This is a genomic window from Brevibacterium senegalense (genome assembly GCF_000285835.1).
Lineage (GTDB): Bacteria > Actinomycetota > Actinomycetes > Actinomycetales > Brevibacteriaceae > Brevibacterium > Brevibacterium senegalense.
On record NZ_HE978604.1, the window covers coordinates 162,103 to 178,895 of the forward strand.

13 protein-coding genes are annotated in these 16,793 nt (G+C 73.2%); 9 read left to right on the plus strand and 4 right to left on the minus strand.

What is annotated here, in order from left to right:
* Positions 1-49: 49 nt before the first annotated feature.
* Both HGBR_RS10075 and glpX read right to left on the minus strand, forming a co-directional pair.
* A complete protein-coding gene (locus tag HGBR_RS10075) occupies positions 50-778 on the minus strand; it encodes a carbonic anhydrase (protein WP_019159219.1) in 729 nt (242 codons plus the stop codon).
* Positions 778-1,926, minus strand: coding sequence for a class II fructose-bisphosphatase (gene glpX, locus HGBR_RS10080; RefSeq protein ID WP_019159220.1), 1,149 nt, complete (start codon positions 1,924-1,926; stop codon positions 778-780). The genes HGBR_RS10075 and glpX overlap by 1 nt, the downstream gene beginning before the upstream one ends.
* A gap of 85 nt (positions 1,927-2,011) precedes the next feature.
* On the opposite strand from glpX, the gene HGBR_RS18920 reads away from it, so the two are divergent.
* Positions 2,012-2,770, plus strand: a complete 759-nt coding sequence (locus HGBR_RS18920; RefSeq protein ID WP_019159221.1) for a DUF4245 domain-containing protein — start codon at positions 2,012-2,014, stop codon at positions 2,768-2,770.
* 75 nt (positions 2,771-2,845) lie between these two features.
* Here HGBR_RS18920 and HGBR_RS10090 read toward each other — a convergent pair whose 3' ends face one another.
* Positions 2,846-3,082, minus strand: coding sequence for an exodeoxyribonuclease VII small subunit (locus tag HGBR_RS10090; RefSeq protein ID WP_019159222.1), 237 nt, complete (start codon positions 3,080-3,082; stop codon positions 2,846-2,848).
* On the minus strand, positions 3,072-4,442 hold the full coding sequence (xseA, locus tag HGBR_RS10095) for an exodeoxyribonuclease VII large subunit (RefSeq protein WP_019159223.1): 1,371 nt from the start codon (positions 4,440-4,442) through the stop codon (positions 3,072-3,074). The genes HGBR_RS10090 and xseA overlap by 11 nt, the downstream gene beginning before the upstream one ends.
* 186 nt (positions 4,443-4,628) lie before the next feature.
* Between xseA and HGBR_RS10100 the strand changes: the two genes are divergently transcribed.
* From HGBR_RS10100 to HGBR_RS10135, 8 genes are all read left to right on the plus strand, one after another.
* Positions 4,629-5,927 (plus strand): glycosyltransferase family protein, encoded by a 1,299-nt coding sequence (locus HGBR_RS10100; protein ID WP_040364983.1) that lies wholly within the window; start codon positions 4,629-4,631, stop codon positions 5,925-5,927.
* Positions 5,914-8,355: a glycosyltransferase family 4 protein gene (locus HGBR_RS10105; protein ID WP_019159225.1), complete on the plus strand. Its 2,442-nt coding sequence runs from the start codon at positions 5,914-5,916 to the stop codon at positions 8,353-8,355. Before HGBR_RS10100 ends, HGBR_RS10105 begins: the two co-directional genes overlap by 14 nt.
* The gene (locus HGBR_RS10110; RefSeq protein ID WP_019159226.1) at positions 8,352-10,157 is read left to right on the plus strand and encodes an ABC transporter ATP-binding protein; all 1,806 of its coding nucleotides are present in this window, start codon (positions 8,352-8,354) and stop codon (positions 10,155-10,157) included. The genes HGBR_RS10105 and HGBR_RS10110 overlap by 4 nt, the downstream gene beginning before the upstream one ends.
* The gene (locus HGBR_RS10115; RefSeq protein ID WP_019159227.1) at positions 10,154-11,485 is read left to right on the plus strand and encodes an aminoglycoside phosphotransferase family protein; all 1,332 of its coding nucleotides are present in this window, start codon (positions 10,154-10,156) and stop codon (positions 11,483-11,485) included. Before HGBR_RS10110 ends, HGBR_RS10115 begins: the two co-directional genes overlap by 4 nt.
* A complete protein-coding gene (locus tag HGBR_RS10120; protein WP_147522424.1) occupies positions 11,482-12,588 on the plus strand; it encodes a phosphotransferase in 1,107 nt (368 codons plus the stop codon). The genes HGBR_RS10115 and HGBR_RS10120 overlap by 4 nt, the downstream gene beginning before the upstream one ends.
* A gap of 166 nt (positions 12,589-12,754) precedes the next feature.
* Positions 12,755-13,588 (plus strand): MurR/RpiR family transcriptional regulator, encoded by an 834-nt coding sequence (locus tag HGBR_RS10125; RefSeq protein WP_019159229.1) that lies wholly within the window; start codon positions 12,755-12,757, stop codon positions 13,586-13,588.
* A 66-nt stretch (positions 13,589-13,654) separates the two neighbouring features.
* Positions 13,655-14,818: an ABC transporter substrate-binding protein gene (locus HGBR_RS10130; RefSeq protein WP_019159230.1), complete on the plus strand. Its 1,164-nt coding sequence runs from the start codon at positions 13,655-13,657 to the stop codon at positions 14,816-14,818.
* Positions 14,819-14,915: 97 nt separating this feature from the next.
* Positions 14,916-16,730, plus strand: coding sequence for an ABC transporter permease (locus HGBR_RS10135; RefSeq protein WP_019159231.1), 1,815 nt, complete (start codon positions 14,916-14,918; stop codon positions 16,728-16,730).
* The last annotated feature ends 63 nt before the right edge of the window (positions 16,731-16,793 follow it).

Below are 16,793 nucleotides of genomic sequence, written 5' to 3' on the forward strand. Positions count from 1 at the left end.
TCCTTCGCTCCTAGGGGGTGTGCGGATGTGTGGGTCTGCGGGCGGCCGGTCAGCCGCGGGTGAGGAGGTCGACGGGCTGGCCCTCGGCGTCGACGATGGGGCCCAGGTGGGCGACGGTCGAGACGCGCCCGTCCTCCAGCCGGTACGTGAGGCCGACGATCTCCAGGCGCCCCTCGCGGAGCGCGCGCTTGATGATCGGCGAGCGCTGGGGGATGCGCTTGACCGTGTCGATCGTGTTCTGGGCGACGGCGCCGTGGATGCCCTCACGGCCCTGCGCGCGGGCGTGGGCGACGGACGGCATGATGCGGGCGACGAGGTCGTCGATGTAGCCGCCGGGCGTGTCGCCGGATTCGTAGGACTGGTGCGCGGCGGTCACGGCGCCGCAGCTGTCATGGCCCAGGACCACGAGGAGGGGCGTGCTGAGCAGGTCGACGGCGTACTCGAGGGTGCCCAGCACCACGCCGTCGGTGACCTGTCCGGCCGTGCGGATGACGAACATCTCGCCCAGGCCCACGTCGAAGATCATCTCCGCTGCGACCCGGGAGTCGGAGCAGCCGAACAGGGCGACGAACGGCTCCTGCGTGTTCGCCAGCGCGCTGCGGCGATCAGCCCCCTGATTGGGGTGCAGGGGCGTGCCGTTCACGAAGCGCTCGTTGCCCTCGTGGACGGCCTTGAGCGCGTCCGCGGGTGTGAGGAAGCGGCGGGCGGGGTTCACTCGCTCGATGCGACGGTCGGCTGCGGCGTCCTCTGCTGTCGGCTGGTTCGTGCCGGCGGCCATCAGACGAGGCCCCTGCTCTGCGCCTCGCGGGCGGCGGCCTCGTACGAGTGCGTCTTGTCCAGGCGGTGCTCCGCGTACACGTTGCGGACGGTGCCGGAGGTGGACCGCATGACGAGGGAGTGGGTGTGGACGCGGTCGCCCTCGTAGCGGACGCCGTCCAGCAGGTCGCCGCTGCTGATGCCGGTGGCGACGAAGTACGTGTTGTCCCCGCGCACCAGGTCGTCCGTCGTGAGCACCGCGTCGAGGTCGTGGCCCTGCGCCTCCGCCGCCGCGCGCTCCGCGTCCGACTGGGGCCACAGGCGTCCCTGGATCACGCCGCCCAGGGCCTTGATCGCGCACGCGGTGATGATGCCCTCCGGGGTGCCGCCGATCCCGTAGAGCATGTCGATGCCGGTGCCCGGGCGCACCGCGGCCATCGCGCCGGCGACGTCGCCGTCGGTGATGAGGCGGATGCGGGCCCCGGCTTCGCGGACCTCGTCGATGTACTGCTGGTGGCGCGGACGGTCGAGGATCGTGATCGTGATGTTCGACGTGTCCGTGCCCTTCGCCTTCGCGGCACGGCGGATGTTCTCGCCGATCGGCAGGCGCAAGTCGACGACGTCCGCGATCTCCGCGCCCACTGCCAGCTTCTCCATGTAGAAGACGGCGGACGGGTCGAGCATCGCGCCGGTCTCCGAGACCGCCATGACAGAGATCGCACCGGGCATGCCGCGCGCGGTCAGCGTCGTGCCCTCGACGGGGTCCACGGCGACGTCGACGCGCGCGCCGGAGCCGTCGCCCACGCGCTCGCCGTTGTACAGCATGGGCGCTTCGTCCTTCTCACCCTCGCCGATGACGACGGTGCCGTCCATGCTGACGCTGGAGAGGACGTTGCGCATCGCGGCGACGGCGGCGCCGTCCGCTGCGAGCTTGTCGCCGCGGCCCACCCACGGGCCGGCGGCGATCGCGGCGGCCTCCGTCACGCGCACCAGCTCGAGGGCCAGGTTGCGGTCCGGGGCGCCCTCCTGGATGCGGAGGCTCTCCGACCACGAGTCGGTGACGGCGACGGGCGGGGCGTCGAGGTCGACCCGACCGGAGGAGGAGGGGACCTTGGGGTCACCGGTCGGGGCGGCCTCGGCGGAGGACGGTGCGGGGCTGTTGTCTGCCATGCCCCTCATTGTGCCACTGGGACGGGAGCGCCCGGGCGGAGGTCGCCGATTGGTCCCGCCCCACGGGTGCTGGGACACTGGGCGTGTGAACGACCAGAAGCAGGATCCGCGTCCGCCCCTCCCCACGTCGTCCGCCCGGTACGGCGGTCTCGAGGGACCGGCGAACCCGGACGACGGCCCCGAGCTGTTCCCCGGGGAGAAGGCACTGGCGCGGACCAAGGCCGGTTCGCGCGAGGAGATGCGGGTCCTGCGCCGCCACTACAACTGGGTCAACATGGTCATCGCGCTGCTGGCGTGCTTCGCGCTGGTGGCAGGCGCTCTCATGCTGGCGCCGCAGCCGTCGGGCGACATCACCCGTGAGGTCGACCACGTCGCGGTGGCGGAGAACGCACAGGGGGCGGCCCCGTTCGCGCTGGCCGTGCCGGCACTGCCGGAGGGCTGGCACGCGAACGCCGCCTCGCTGCGGCACGAGGGCACGCCGTCCGCGGAGACCTGGTACGTGTCCCTCGTCGCGGACGATGCGAGCCACTGGATGGCCCTGCGGCAGGTCGACGCCCAGGACACCCCGGAGGCGTGGGCGCAGACGCAGCTGGAGGAACTGGCGCCCACCGGGGAGTCAGAGGTGGGCGAGGTGACGTTCGAGCGGTACGCCGGCACGGACGATTCCCAGATCGCCCTGCTGGGCGAGGTCGAGGGCACGCAGCTGCTCATGACCGGTTCCGGGGACTGGGCCGCGCTGGAGGCGCTGACCGCCGACGCCGTCGAATCCGTCCAGGTGGCGGCTGCGGAACGGCCCGCAGAGCAGGCGGAGGAGTCGAACGAGGACGCCGCTCCGCAGGGCTGAGTCCGCGCAGCGCAGAGAAGCCGGGGCTCACGCTCCGACGTCGGGACTCAGGAATCGGGTCGCTGACCCGTCGCGTCAGTCCTCCGACTGCTCGTCGCGTGCGGCGCGCGCCTTCTCGAGCCTGTCCTTCGCGCCATCCAGCCAGGCCTGGCAGCGGTCGGCCAGCGCTTCGCCCCGCTCCCAGAGCCGCAGGGAGTCCTCGAGCGTGAGGTTCCCCGCCTCCAGGGTGCGGACGGTCGTGACCAGCTCCTCGCGCGCCTCCTCGTAGCTGAGGGCGTCGACGCCCGCTGCGGCGTCGTTGTCAGTCGTCATGGGTGCCTCCTGCGGTGGTGGGTTCTGCTGCGGTGGTGTCCGCCGGTGCGGGATCCGAACCGTGTGCGCGGGGACCGTGCGGGTCCGGTGCCGTCTCCAGCACACGGGCGGCCAGACGGCCGTCTGCCAGCCGGACGGACACCTGATCGCCGGGCGCCACCTGGTCCGTGCTGCGGACGGCGTCGCCGGATTCCGTCTGGACGACCGCGTAGCCGCGGGCCAGCGTGTTGAGCGGAGAGAGGCTGCGCACCTGGGTGCGCAGATGCGTCACCTCCGCCCCCGCACGCGCGACGAGCCCGGACTGTGCCTGCCAGGCCCGGGCCCGCAGCGTGGCGGTCTCCTGCACGCGGCCTGTCAGCATGGTCTGCGGCTGCGCGAGCGCGGGCCGATTGCGCACGTCCGCGAGCGCCCGCGTCTCTGCGGTGAGGAACCGGTCCAGTGCGCCGTTGAGCGAAGCGCGGGCCTGCAGGATGCCCATCTGCTCCTCTGCGACGTCCGGCACGATCCGCTTGGCCGCATCCGTGGGCGTGGAAGCGCGCAGGTCAGCGACCTCGTCCAGCAGGGGGCGGTCCGCCTCGTGGCCGATCGCGGACACGACGGGTGTGGTGGCGGCGTGCACCGCGCGCACGAGGGCCTCGTTGGAGAACGGCAGCAGGTCCTCCATGCTGCCGCCACCGCGCGCGATGACGATGACGTCGACGTCCGGGTGCGCGTCCAGGTCCTGGAGCGCGGACATGACCTGGGGGACGGCGTTGGTGCCCTGGGTCGCGGCGTTGCGGACCTCGAACTCCACGGCGGGCCACCGGAGCGTCGCGTTGCGGATGACGTCCTTCATCGCGTCCGAGTCGTGTCCCGTGATGAGACCGATCCGGGCGGGCAGGAACGGCAGCGGCTTCTTGTGGGCGGGGTCGAAGAGGCCCTCCGCCGCGAGCATCCGCTTGAGCTGCTCGAGCCGCGCCAGCAGCTCGCCCAGACCCACGGCGCGCACGTCGTACGCCTGCATCGTGAGGCGGCCCTTGGCCAGCCAGTAGTTGGCCTTCGCCTGCACGACGACGCGCGACCCCTCCGTGAGCGGGGCGTCCAGCCGATCGCGGACGTTGCGCCAGATCTGGACGGGGAGCGAGATGTCCTCCGTCGTGTCGTGGAGGGTGAGGTAGCTGGCACCCGCGCGATGGGACATCTCGATGATCTGCCCCTCGACCCAGACGGTCGACATGCGGTCGATGTAGTCCTTCATCTTGCGCGCCAGCAGGCTGACCGGCCACGGGCTGTCCGCGCTGGTGTCCGCCGCCGTCGCGGGGAGGTCCTGCGGGGCGGACTCGCCCAGTGTCCCCGGGGTGCCCGAGATCCTCTGCGCCATGTCGAGGTCCTCCTTCGGTGTCCGTGCCGAGTCTAGTGCCCGGTGCGGACACGGGGCGGGGTGCGGTCCTCTCGCAGATGAGAGGCCTCTCATCCGCCCATCATCCGCGCTTCATGCGCCGTTCCTAGCGTGGTCACCGTCAGGACAGGACCCGGCGCGATCGGGGTGAGGGAAGCGGGAATGCGCATGAGGACTTCGGAGCAGGGGCGGGAGCTGCGCGTCGCGCTGTACTCCCACGACTCGGTGGGGCTGGGCCACACCCGTCGCAACCTGGCGATCGCCCAGGCGCTGGCGGACCGGCTGCCCGCCCTCACCGGTCGCACCGTCTCCGGACTCCTCATCACCGGCGAGCGGTCCGCTCCGTCGTTCCGAGCGCCCCGCGGCTTCGACTGGGTCGTCATGCCCGGGATCCGCAAGGGCCGGGACCGCTACGAGCCCCGCACCCTGGCGGTGCAGCCCGGCCGCGTGCTGGACATCCGGTCCGCCGTCATCTCAGCCGCCCTCACCTCGTTCCGCCCGCACGTCGTCATCGTCGACCGCCACGCGTTCGGCGTCGACGGCGAGCTGACCGAGCCCCTGCGCGCGCTGCGTGCCGCGAAGCCGGACACGCGCTTCGTGCTGGGCCTGCGCGAGGTGCTGGACGCGCCCCACGCGGTGCGCGCGGAATGGGAGCGGGTGGGCGTCGACCGCGTGGCCGCGCTCTTCGATCGGATCTGGGTCTACGGCGACCGCGCCGTGCACGACCCGCTGGCCACGGGCGAGCTGCCCGGCGAGCTGGCCGGGCTGGTGGATTTCACGGGGCTCCTGGCCCAGGGCCGGACGACGTCCGGACGGGCCCCGGCCGCGCGCCGCCCGTTCATCGTCACGATGGTGGGCGGCGGCGGGGACGGCGTGCACCTGGCCCGGGCCGCGGCCGCCGCGCGCGTGCCGGAGGGCATGCAGCACCTGGTCGTCACGGGTCCGCAGATGCCGTCCGCGGACCGGGTGCTCGTCGAGGCCGCCGCCGGTCCGTCGACCCGGGTCACCGCGCGGGTGGCCGACGGCCTGTCGTACCTGAGCCGTGCCGAGGCCGCCGTCACCATGGGCGGCTACAACACCATGGCCGAGGTCCTCACGACCGGCACCCCCGTCCTCGTCGCACCGCGCACCGACCCGCGCACCGAGCAGCTCATCCGCGTCCGCGGCCTGTCCCGGGCCGGGGCGGTCGACATGATCGACCCTGCCCTCGTCGACCCGGAGGCGGTGGGCGACTGGCTGGCGACCGCTGTGGCGGACCCCCGCACCGGCGACCGGCAGACGGCGGCGCGTCGGAGGCTCGACCTCGCGGGCCTCGACCACGTCGTCGACCTGGCCGCCTCCCTGTCCGCACGGCCCGCGACCCCCACGCGCTCCGCCGTCCCCGTAGGCGCCGCGCAGGCGCCCGCCCCCGTTGCGGCCACGGCCGCATCCGTTCCGACCCCAGGAGTCCTCCGTGCTGCGATCTGAGCATCCCCACCCCGCGACCCCGCGCCGGACGGCGTACGTCGTCAAGGTCTACCCGCGCTTCTCCGAGACCTTCATCGTGACGGAGATCCTGGCCCGCGAGGCAGCCGGCGAGGAGTTGACGGTGTTCGCGCTGCGCCCCACGACGGACACGCGCTTCCACCCGGAGATCGCCCGCGTGCAGGCGCCCGTCCACATGATCGCGAAGCCGTACAAGGTGGCCGATGCGTGGGCGCTCTATCCCCGCGCGACCCGCGCGATCCCGGAGTTCCCGCAGCGGTTCGCGGAGCTCCTGCCGGAGCTGGCGGACTACGAGGCGTCGGACGTCCACCAGGCGATCGCACTGGCGTGCGAGGTCGCGGAGCGGGGCATCACCCACCTCCACGCCCACTTCGCGTCCCTGTCCGGCCGGACGGCGGAGATCGCGGCGCTGCTGGCGGGCGTCGAGTACTCCGTGACCGCGCACGCGAAGGACCTCTTCCACGAGTCCGTCGACCCGGACCGGCTGGGGCGCACGATCCGTCGCGCCCACCACTTCGTGACGATCTCGCAGTATAACCTCGAGCACCTGACCCGCGCGTACCCGCAGGACGCCCACCGCGTGCACCTCGTCTACAACGGGCTGGAGCTGGACCGGTTCCCGTACGCCGCACCCGCTCCGCTGACGGTCACCGCGGACCGCCCGCTGCGGATCGCCGCCGTGGGCCGGATGGTGGAGAAGAAGGGGTTCCCGGACCTCGTCGAGGCCGCCCGCCGCCTGCGCGCGGACGGCGTGCCCCTCGAGGTCCGCATCGCCGGCGACGGCGAACTGCGGGAGTCGCTCGCGCACACCGTCGCCGAGGCCGGGCTCACCGACGTCGTCGCACTCCCCGGTCCGCAGACGCAGGAGGAGATCCGCGGCCTGCTGCGGTGGGCGGACGTCTTCGCGGCCCCCTCCGTCGTGGGGGAGGACGGGAACGCGGACGGACTGCCGACGGTCCTGCTCGAGGCGATGGCCAGCGGGGTGCCGTGCGTCGCCTCGAGCGTGACCGGGATCCCCGAGGCGATCGTCGACGGCACGACGGGCCTGCTGCACGCCCCCGGCGACGTCGCCGGCCTGGTCCGCGCGCTGGGGACCGTCGCGAGCCCGGACTTCGACCGCACTGCGATGGCGCAGGCCGCGCGCCGACTCATCGAGACCCGCTTCGACTCGCACCGGCAGGCCCGGGCCCTGGCCGCGCTGGAGGACGGGCGCCCCCTCCCCACCGCCGGCGATCTGTCCGGCCGCCGCGTCGCGTACGTGTGCGTCGACCCCGGCGTGCCGGTCTTCGGCACGAAGGGCGCGTCCGTGCACGTGCAGGAGGTCGTGCGGGAGCTGGAGTCCCGCGGTGCGCGGGTGACGCTGTTCGCCGCCCGTGTGGGTGAGGACCGTCCTGCGGACCTCGCGGGCACCGAGCTGGTGCACGTCCCCGTGCGCGCCGACGGCGACGACCCGGCCGCGCGCGAGCGGGCGCAGGTCGCCGTGTCCGCCCGCATCGCCCGGGCTGTCGCGGACGGCGGCTTCGACCTGGTCTACGAGCGCTACTCGCTGTTCTCCACCGTCCTCGCGCAGGCGGCCGAGGCGGGCGTCCCCGGCATCCTCGAGGTGAACGCGCCGCTCATCGACGAGCAGCGCACCCACCGCGTGCTGGTCGACGAGGCCGGCGCACGGGAGTGCCTCACACGGCAGGCCGGTGCCGCGGCCCGCACGATCGCGGTCTCCGAGCCGGTCGCGGACTGGGTCCGCGGCCTCGCGCCGGGTGCGGACGTGCGCGTCGTGCCCAACGGGGTCGACACGGACCGGATCGTGCCGGGCGCCCACGAGACCGACCGGGCCCGGGCCCGGGTCGTCTTCGTCGGCACCCTCAAGCCGTGGCACGGGGTCGAGCACCTCCTCGACGCCGTCTCCCGGGCCTCGGCGGACTGGGACCTGGTCGTCGTGGGCGACGGGCCGCAGCGGGCGTCGCTGCAGACCGCCGTCGCCGAGGCCGGCCTGGGTGGACGGGTCGCGTTCACCGGGGCGGTCGCGCCGGCTCAGGTGGGTCCGCTGCTGGCCGGGGCGGACCTGGCGGTCGCGCCCTACCCGGAGGTGCCCGAGGAGCAGTCGTACTTCTCTCCGCTCAAGGTGTTCGAGTACCTGGCGGCCGGACTGCCGGTCGTCGCGTCCGCGATCGGGCAGATCCCCCGGATCCTCGCGGGGACGGGTGCGGGCGTGCTGGTGCCGCCGTCGGATCCGCAGGCGCTGGCGGAGGCGATCGACGGGCTCGTGACAGACCCGGCCGCGCGGCGGCGGATGGCGCGGGCCGCGCGCGAACGGGCGGTGCAGGCGCACAGTTGGACGGCCGCCGTCGACGCGATCCTCGCGGACCTCCTGCTGGGCACTGCACGGACTCCCGCACGGGCGGCGGCATGAGTCGGAAGAACAGGATCGATCGCGCCGCCCTGGCGCGCACGCTCACGATCGTGCGGCCCCACCTGCGGGGCCAGCGCACCCTCATGGCCGGCGGGATCGTCGCGCTCCTCTTCGAGGTCGCCTTCCGGGTGCTGGAACCGTGGCCGGTCAAGTTCGTCGTCGACGCCGTCACCGCGCAGCTGGGTGCGGACGTGCCCGGTGCCGCCCGTGCGGGGGTGGGCCTGCTCGTGGCCTGCGGTGCCGCGGTCGTCGTCATCGTGGGGCTGCGCGCGCTGTCGAACTACCTCGCCACCGTCGCCTTCGCGCTCGCCGGCTCCCGGATCGCGACGAAGCTGCGCGCCGCCGTGTTCGCGCACATCCAGTCGCTGTCCAGCGGCTATCACGCGCGGAGCAGGCGCGGCGACCTGGTGCAGCGACTCGTGGGCGACGTGGGCAAGCTGCAGGACGTCGCCGTCACCGCGGGCCTGCCGCTGCTGGCGAACGTCATCACGCTCCTCGTCATGGCGATCGTCATGGCGGTCCTCGACCCGCTGCTGGCCTGCGTCGTCGTGCTGGCGGCCGGCGCGTTCGCGCTGTCGTCGCGCGGTTCCGCGCAGGCGATCACGCAGGCCTCGCGCAAGACCCGCCGGGGCGAGGGGGAGCTGGCGAACATCGCGCAGGAATCGCTGGGCGCGATCGACGTCGTGCACGCCTACGGGCTGGAGGAGGAGATCGGGCGCGGCTTCGCCGGATCGAACCAGCGCACCCTGGCGGAGGGGGTGAGGGCGAAGCGGCTGGCCGCGGGCCTGGAGCGCCGCACGGACGTCATCGTGGGCGTCGCGACGGCACTCGTTCTGGCCGGCGGCGGCTGGCGAGTCCTGGCCGGCGGGATGACCCCCGGCGACCTCGTCATCTTCCTCACGTACCTCAAGACCGCGATGAAGCCCCTGCGGGACCTGGCGAAGTACACGGGCAGGATCGCCCGGGCGACGGCCTCGGGCGAACGGGTGGCGGACGTCCTGGACGAACCGGTCGAGATCGGGGACGACGAGATGAGTCGCCGCTTCCCCGCGGTGCGCGGGCAGGTGGAGCTGCGCCGGGTCCGGTTCGGTCACGACCCCGACACGCCGACGCTCATGGACATCGACCTGACGGTGCCGGCCGGGCAGCGGATCGCGGTCGTGGGTCCGTCCGGGGCGGGCAAGTCGACGCTCAGCCGGCTGCTGCCCCGCCTCATCGACCCCGACCGCGGCGCGGTGCTGCTGGACGGGTTGGACATCCGCCGCATCACGCTGACGAGCCTGCGCGCGCACATCGCGCTGGTGCCGCAGGACACCGTGCTCTTCTCCGGCACCATCCGGGACAACATCCGACAGGGACGCCTGGATGCGACGGAAGAGGAGGTGGAGGAGGCCGCACGAGCAGCGAACGCGCACGACTTCATCGCCGTCCTGCCGCACGCGTACGACACCCCGGTGGGGGAGCGCGGCGGCACTCTGTCCGGCGGGCAGCGGCAGCGCATCGCGATCGCGCGGGCCCTCCTGCGGGACGCATCCGTCGTCGTGCTGGACGAGGCGACGACGGGGCTGGACCCGGCTGCGGCCGCGCGGGTGCTCGAGGCGATCGACCGACTGACGGCCGGCCGCACGACCCTCGCGATCACGCACGACGCGACGATGGCGCTGGCCTCTGACCGGGTCGTCTGGATGGAGGACGGTCGGATCGTCCTCGACGGCACGCCGGAGCAGCTGCTGGCGGAACCGTCCGGCCGGTTCGCCGCGTGGGTCGAGGCGCAGCTCGACGGTGCGCAGGTGGGCGCATGAACGCGCCGGATCCGCTGGACCGCTTCGTCGCGGACCTGCACGACCCGGACGGGCCGGCACTGTCCGCTGTCCGATCGCTCCTGGCGGAGGCGGGCGCGACCGAGCCGGTGCGCGCAGCGCTGGGAACGGATTCGGCGGCCGGTGCCACGGCGGACGCCGCGACGGGCGCCGACCCCCGCCTCGAGCATCTGCGGTACAAGCCCGGGCACTCCGTCCTGGCGCGGGTGACGGGTCACGGACAGCCGTGGTGGCTGGTGGTCCGCAGTCCCCGCAGTGCGGACAAGGCCGCGAAGATCCGTGCGCGTGCCGCAGAGAGCGGGTTCCCGCTCCTCGACGCGGAGGTGCCCGGGTCCGGACTGCATCTGCAGGCGGGACCGGTGGGACTCGACAAGCACCTGCACAAGCCCCTGCGGCGCGGTGGCCTCGTCGACGCCCGCGGTGCCGTGGCGGGCACCGTGCTGAGCTACAACCCGTGGCGCAGGCTCGTGCTGCGGCGTGTGGCGCCGGGTGCCCCCGGTGCCTCGGCCCCGGAGGCACCCACGGTGCTGCGGGTGTGGCACACGGCCCCGGCCTCGGCGGATCTGGTGTCGCCGCTGCACGCGGCGGGCGTCTCCGTGCTGCCGGCTCGCCGGACACGCGTGGGGATCGAGCAGCCCTGGGTGGCGGGCGGGGACCTCGAACGGCTGCTGGCCGCAGAGGCATCGGGTCGGGCTCCGACGCGTGCGCTCGACCGCACGGCCGAGGCCGTCGCAGGGCTGCACGCTGCGCTGGACACCGTGCCCGGTCTGCGCGAGGCGGGGCTCTCGCGGGTCGATCCGGCAGGCGCGGTGGTGGCGGCTCGCGACGGACTCGAGGCGGTGATGCCGGACCTCCTGCCCGCGTTCGACCGCGTGGGGGAGGAGGTGCGCCGCGTGCTGGCCGCGGACCGCTCCCGGGACGTGCTGCTGCACGGTGATCTGTCCGCAGACCAGGTGGTGCTGGACACGCGCGGTGCGGTCCGACTCATCGACCTCGATCGTCTGGCGATCGGACCGGCCGGCTACGACCTGGGCGGGTTCGCCGCCGTCGAGCTGATCCGCGGACGCGCGGGGACCGCGGAGGCGCTGGTGGCGGCCTATCGCGAGCGTGCGGCGGCGGTCGACGGGACTGCGGTCCGGGCCGCCGAGCCCGGAGATGCGGCAGTGCGGGCGTGGACGGCCCATCACCTGCTGCTGCGCGTGGCGGAACCGTTCCGCGCCCTCGCTCCCGCGTGGAGGGAGCAGATCGGGGCACGGATCAGGCAGGCGCTCGCGGTGCTGGAGGGAGACCCCGTGGGAGCGGACGCATGAGCGGGACGAGGACGGCGGGGCCCGGCGCGCCCCTGGTGCTGCGGTGGGGCGAGGAGCGACTCACCGTGGTGCGGGGGTGGCCCGGTGCCGGCGGTGAGCGGATCCTCGAGTGCCGCGACGAGGCCGGCCGCCTGCGAGCCGCCCGGCTGGCACCGGACCCTGCAGCGGGAGACTCTGCGGCCTCGGGAGTGGGGTCGCATGCATCTCCCGTCCCGGAAGGCCGACTCGAGGTCCTGCCGTTCGGTCAGGACCCCACACTGCGGTCGCTGCGTCCCGATGGTGAGCTCCTCGTCCACCGCGCCGGCAAGCGGGCCGTCGTCCGCACCGCAGACGGCTTCGTCAAGCATCTGCGCCGGGGGCGCGCGACCGGCGTAGCCCGAGCGACGGCGGAGACGGGCGGACTGGCTGCCGCGGCGGGGTTCGCCGTGCCGCGCGTCGTCGCGGCGGATGAGGACTCGGTGACGCTGAGCGCGGTGCCGGGGACAGCGCTGCTCGACCTGTCCGACGCGGACTGGGCGCGGGCCTGGGACCGGTGGGCGCGCCTGTGGCCGCAGCTGGTCCTCGCACCGGTGCCGCCGGCGGGGCTGGGGACCCACGATGCCGCGGACGAGGCCGAGGTCGTCGCCGGCTGGTCCGCGCACGTGAGGGAGTCCGACCCCGGCCGGTTCGCAGACCGTCTGCGCGGGCAGCTGCGGTCGATCGAGGAGCGCACACGTGACGCGCTCCTGTCGTTGGGCGACGGGCGGGCGGCGGTGGTCGCCCATCGGGACCTGCACGACGGGCAGATGCTGTTCGACGCTCGGACCGGCGGGCTGGGACTCCTCGACTTCGACACCGCCGTGGCCGCGGACCGGGAGCTGGATCTGGGCAACCTGGACGTGCACGTCGACCTGCGCGTCGCGCAGGGACTGGTCGATCCCGCCCGGGCGGCAGTGGCGCACGCGGCGATCGAGCGGGCCGCGGACGCGGTGGACGCGGACGCGCACCGGCTGGACGTGTACCGGCACGCCGCGCGGGCCCGGCTGGTGGGCGTCTACGCCTTCCGGCCGCAGTGGGCGGGGCTGGCCGCACGCATGGCGGAGGGTCTGGCGCGCGAGGTGTGAGGCGCTTCCGGCGGCACGATGCCCGGCCCTCCTGCGGGTTCGCGAGGCGACCGGCGGGTGAACGGGCGGGAAACCGTCGCGCGGACAGATGACGGCCTGCTGAACCGCAATTGAAATTGCTGACTATTGGGTGGATGCAAGAAAGATTGCGGCTAGTGTCGGTTCTGTGAGTTTCCATGAACGCATCGACGAGGCGCGCGGGCGCCTGACCCGGACCGACCGCGCGCTGCTCGACGAGATCCTGGGCCACCCGGCGGACTCCCCGCTGTGGCGGGGCGAGGAGGTCGCCGGGCGCGCCGGCGTGCATCCGGCCGCGGCCACGCGGCTGGCGCAGCGGCTGGGCTACCAGGGGTATCCCCAGCTGCGCGACGCACTGCGGGCGGACCTGGGCCACGGCCTCACGGGAGCGGGCGACCGCTTCCGGGCGGAGCTGCGCGAGCAGCGGGACCAGGGGTTGCTCGACAGCCTCCTGGCCTCGGAGCTGGACTCGCTTGCAGCGGTGAGCCGGCACGTGACCCAGGATCAGATCGATGGCGCGGCGGACGCGATCATCGGGGCGCGGCGCGTCTTCGTGTTCGCCCGCGGCAACTCGACGGTGCTCGCGGACCTGCTCGATCGCCGCCTGCGGCGGTTCGGCCTCCAGCCCGTCTGCCTGTCCGGCAGCGGGCGCGAGGTCGCCGAGCGGATCCTGCCGATGGGCGAGGGCGACCTCCTCGTCGCGTTCGCCTTCCGGCGTCCGCCCCGGAACCTCACGGACCTGCTCGCCCACTGCGGACGGGTGGGGGCCGGATCCCTGCTCGTCACCGACACCCTCCACACCCTCGATCCCTCACCCGCGCGGATCCTCGCGGCGCCGCGCGGAACCCAGGAGGGCTTCGCCTCCCTGGCCGTGCCGATGATGATCGCGAACGCGATCGTGCTCACCATCGCCCAGCGCCACCCGGACACTGCCCTGCCGGCACTCGACCGACTCGACGGGCTCCTCGCCGAGTTCGACTGAGTCACCGTCCCACTCCCGCACCACCCCATCCGCGCCACCCGCTGACGAAAGCAGAAGGACTTCGCCATGCCCAGAAACAGACTCCTCGCCCTCGCCGCACTGCCGCTCGTCGTCATCCTCGCCGCCTGCGGCGGAGGGACCCCCACGACCGATGACGTCCAGGCCGCGGCGACGCCGCACCCGCTCGACACCGCCGGCCACGACGAGCTCGTCGAGCAGGCGACCGAGGAGGGACAGGTCACCGTCTACTCGTTCACCTCCCGCATCGCACAGGTGGAGGAGGCGTTCGAGGCCCAGTACCCGGACATCGACTTCATCGGCCACGACATCTCCTCCTCCGAGCAGATCACCCGCCTGCAGTCGGAGGTGGAGGCCGGCACCCCGTCCGCGGACGTCGCCTACATCTCCGACGCTCCCGTCGTCATCACCGAGCTGCTGGAGTCCGGCGTGCTGTCCAACTACGTGCCTCAGCGGGTCGCGGACTCCGTGCCGCAGGAGTACCAGGAGCCGCTCCTGGCGAACCGTCTGTCGACGAAGATCCTCATGTACAACGAGGAGGCGCACCCCGACGGCAGCCCGATCGAGAACCTCTGGCAGCTGACGGAGGACGAGTGGAACGGCCGGGTCGTCATGGTCGACCCCAGCGTCCGCGGCGACTACCTGGACCTCATGACGGAGTTCGTCCGTCAGTCCGACGCGCTCGCCCAGGCGTACGAGGAGCACTTCGGCTCCCCGATCGAGCTGTCCGACGGCGTCGAGAACGCGGGGGAGCAGTTCATCACCGATCTGTACGCGAACGGGCTGGTGCTCGTCGACGACACGGACAACGTGAACGCGGCCGTGGGTGCGACCGACCAGGAAAATCCGCCGGTGGGCTTCACCTCCTATTCCGACCGCCGCGACAACGAGGAGGAAGGCTGGGCGCTGCAGGCCTCGCTGGGGACGACCCCGTCCGTGGGCATCACCTTCCCCGCCTACATCGGCATGGTGAAGGACGCGGAGAACCCCGCTGCCGCCCGGCTGGCCGCCGACTTCCTCATGGGCGACGACACCCCCACCGGCGGTCCCGGCTACGAGCCGTTCTACGTCCCCGGTGACTACCCGGTCCGCACGGACATGGAGATGCCCCAGGACGCGGCTCCGCTGGACGAGCTGGGCGCCTGGGACATCGATCCGCAGGAGACCGCGTCGATCCGCGGCGACGTCGCGGACTTCCTCCTCACACTCTGACCGGTCGCACCGGTCGTACGACTGCCGCGGGCCCGCGCGGGGAGCTTCCACGCACGGGCCCGCGGCCTGCCCGCCACAGGTTCGGAAGGACCCCCCCATGACGGCACCACCGCTCACCCCCGCCCCGCAGGCGGCGCCCATGGACCCGGGCTCCGCAGCTCCGGCCCGCGGAAACCGAGGCCTGGGCCGCGTGCGCACAGCGCTCACCCGCCCCACGACCCTGCTGGCCGCCGGCGTGCTGGTCATCCTCGCCATCCTGGTGGTCTCTCCGCTGCTGGGACTGCTCAACACGACGCTCGCGGCGGACAGCCGCAGCGCGTGGACGGACGTGTTCGCCAGCCGGATGTCCGCGAATCTGCTGTGGCGCCCGCTGGGCAATTCGCTGCTCATGGGCACCGCGACAGCCGTCCTGTCGACCTTGGTGGGCGGGTTCCTCGCGTGGGTCGTCGTCATGACGCGGCTGCCGGGACGCGCGGTGCTGGGGGTGCTCGCGACGATCCCCTTCGCGCTGCCCAGCTTCGCCCTGGCGCTCGCGTGGGACGCGGTCTTCCGCAACGACCTCATCGGCGGATCGACGGGGATCCTCATGAACATGGGCGTGCCGGTCCCGGACTGGCTGGCCTGGGGGCCCGTGCCGGTCGCGGTCACGCTCACCGCCCATTACTTCTCCCTCTCCTTCATGCTCATCGCCGCGGCCCTGGCGAGCGTGAACGGCGACCTCCTGGAAGCGGCGGAGATGACCGGGGCCTCGCGGTTCCGGGTGGCGCGGGACATCGCGCTGCCGGTCGTCGCCCCCGCCGTCGTCTCCGGTGCACTGCTGGCGTTCGCCGAGGGCGTGTCGAACTTCGTCACCCCGGCACTGCTGGGTCTGCCGGTCCGGTTCCACACGCTGTCGACCCGGCTCTACGGAGCGATCACGACCGGAGACGTGGCGCGCGGCTATGTGCTCTCGCTGGTCCTCATCGTCGTCGCGGCCCTCGTCATGTTCGCCTCGTCGCGCGCCGGCGGCAGACGCAGCTTCGCGACGATCACGGGCAAGGGCGGACGGTCCCGCGCCGTGGATCTGGGCGGGTGGTCGTGGCCGGTGGGCGCACTGGCGTGGGCGGTCATCCTCTGCACGACGATCCTGCCGGGGATCGTGCTGGTGCTCAGTTCGCTGGTGCGGAGGACCAACGACTTCTCCTCCGGCTTCACGCTGCACTACTGGATCGGCGGGTCCGATCCGGCGCTCGCCCAGGGGCAGCGGGGGATCCTCACCAATCCGCAGATCCTCGACGCGACGTGGAACACCGTGCTGCTGGGCGTGAGTGTGGCGATCGGCGCGGGAGTGCTGGGTCTCCTCATCTCCTACGTGCTGACCCGTTCGCGCGGACCCCGCTGGCTGCTGGGCTCGATGAGCGCGGTGTCGTTCGTGCCGTTCCTCATCCCCGGCATCGCGCTGGGCGCGGCCTTCATCGCCCAGTTCGGTGCGCCGGTGGGCCCGTTCCCCAGCCTCTACGGCACCTTCGCGATCCTCGTCCTGGCAGGCATCGCCGCCACGATCCCCTTCTCCGTGCGGGCTGCGACGTCCGCGCTCAGCCAGGTGTCGAAGGACGTCGAGGAGTCCGCAGTGATGGCGGGAGCGGGGCTGTTCCGCCGCCTGGGTGCGATCATCGCCCCGCTGACGGCTCGCGGACTCTTCACCGGGGGAGTGCTGGTCTTCGTCCAGATGGTCCGCGACCTCTCACTGGTCGTGCTGCTGGCGACTCCCGCCATGCCGGTGCTGGCGGTGCTCACCTACCAGTACTCGTCGGAGAACTTCACCCAGCTGGCGAACGCCGTCACTGTCGTCATCGCGGTGATCTCCGTCGCCGCGACGATCCTCGCCCGTCGACTCGAGGGCGCAGCGCAGCCGTGGAGCGCCTCACGATGACGACTGCGGCGATTGACTCCTCGACCTCGATCCACCCGTTGCCGGTCGCGCCCACGGGGCGGC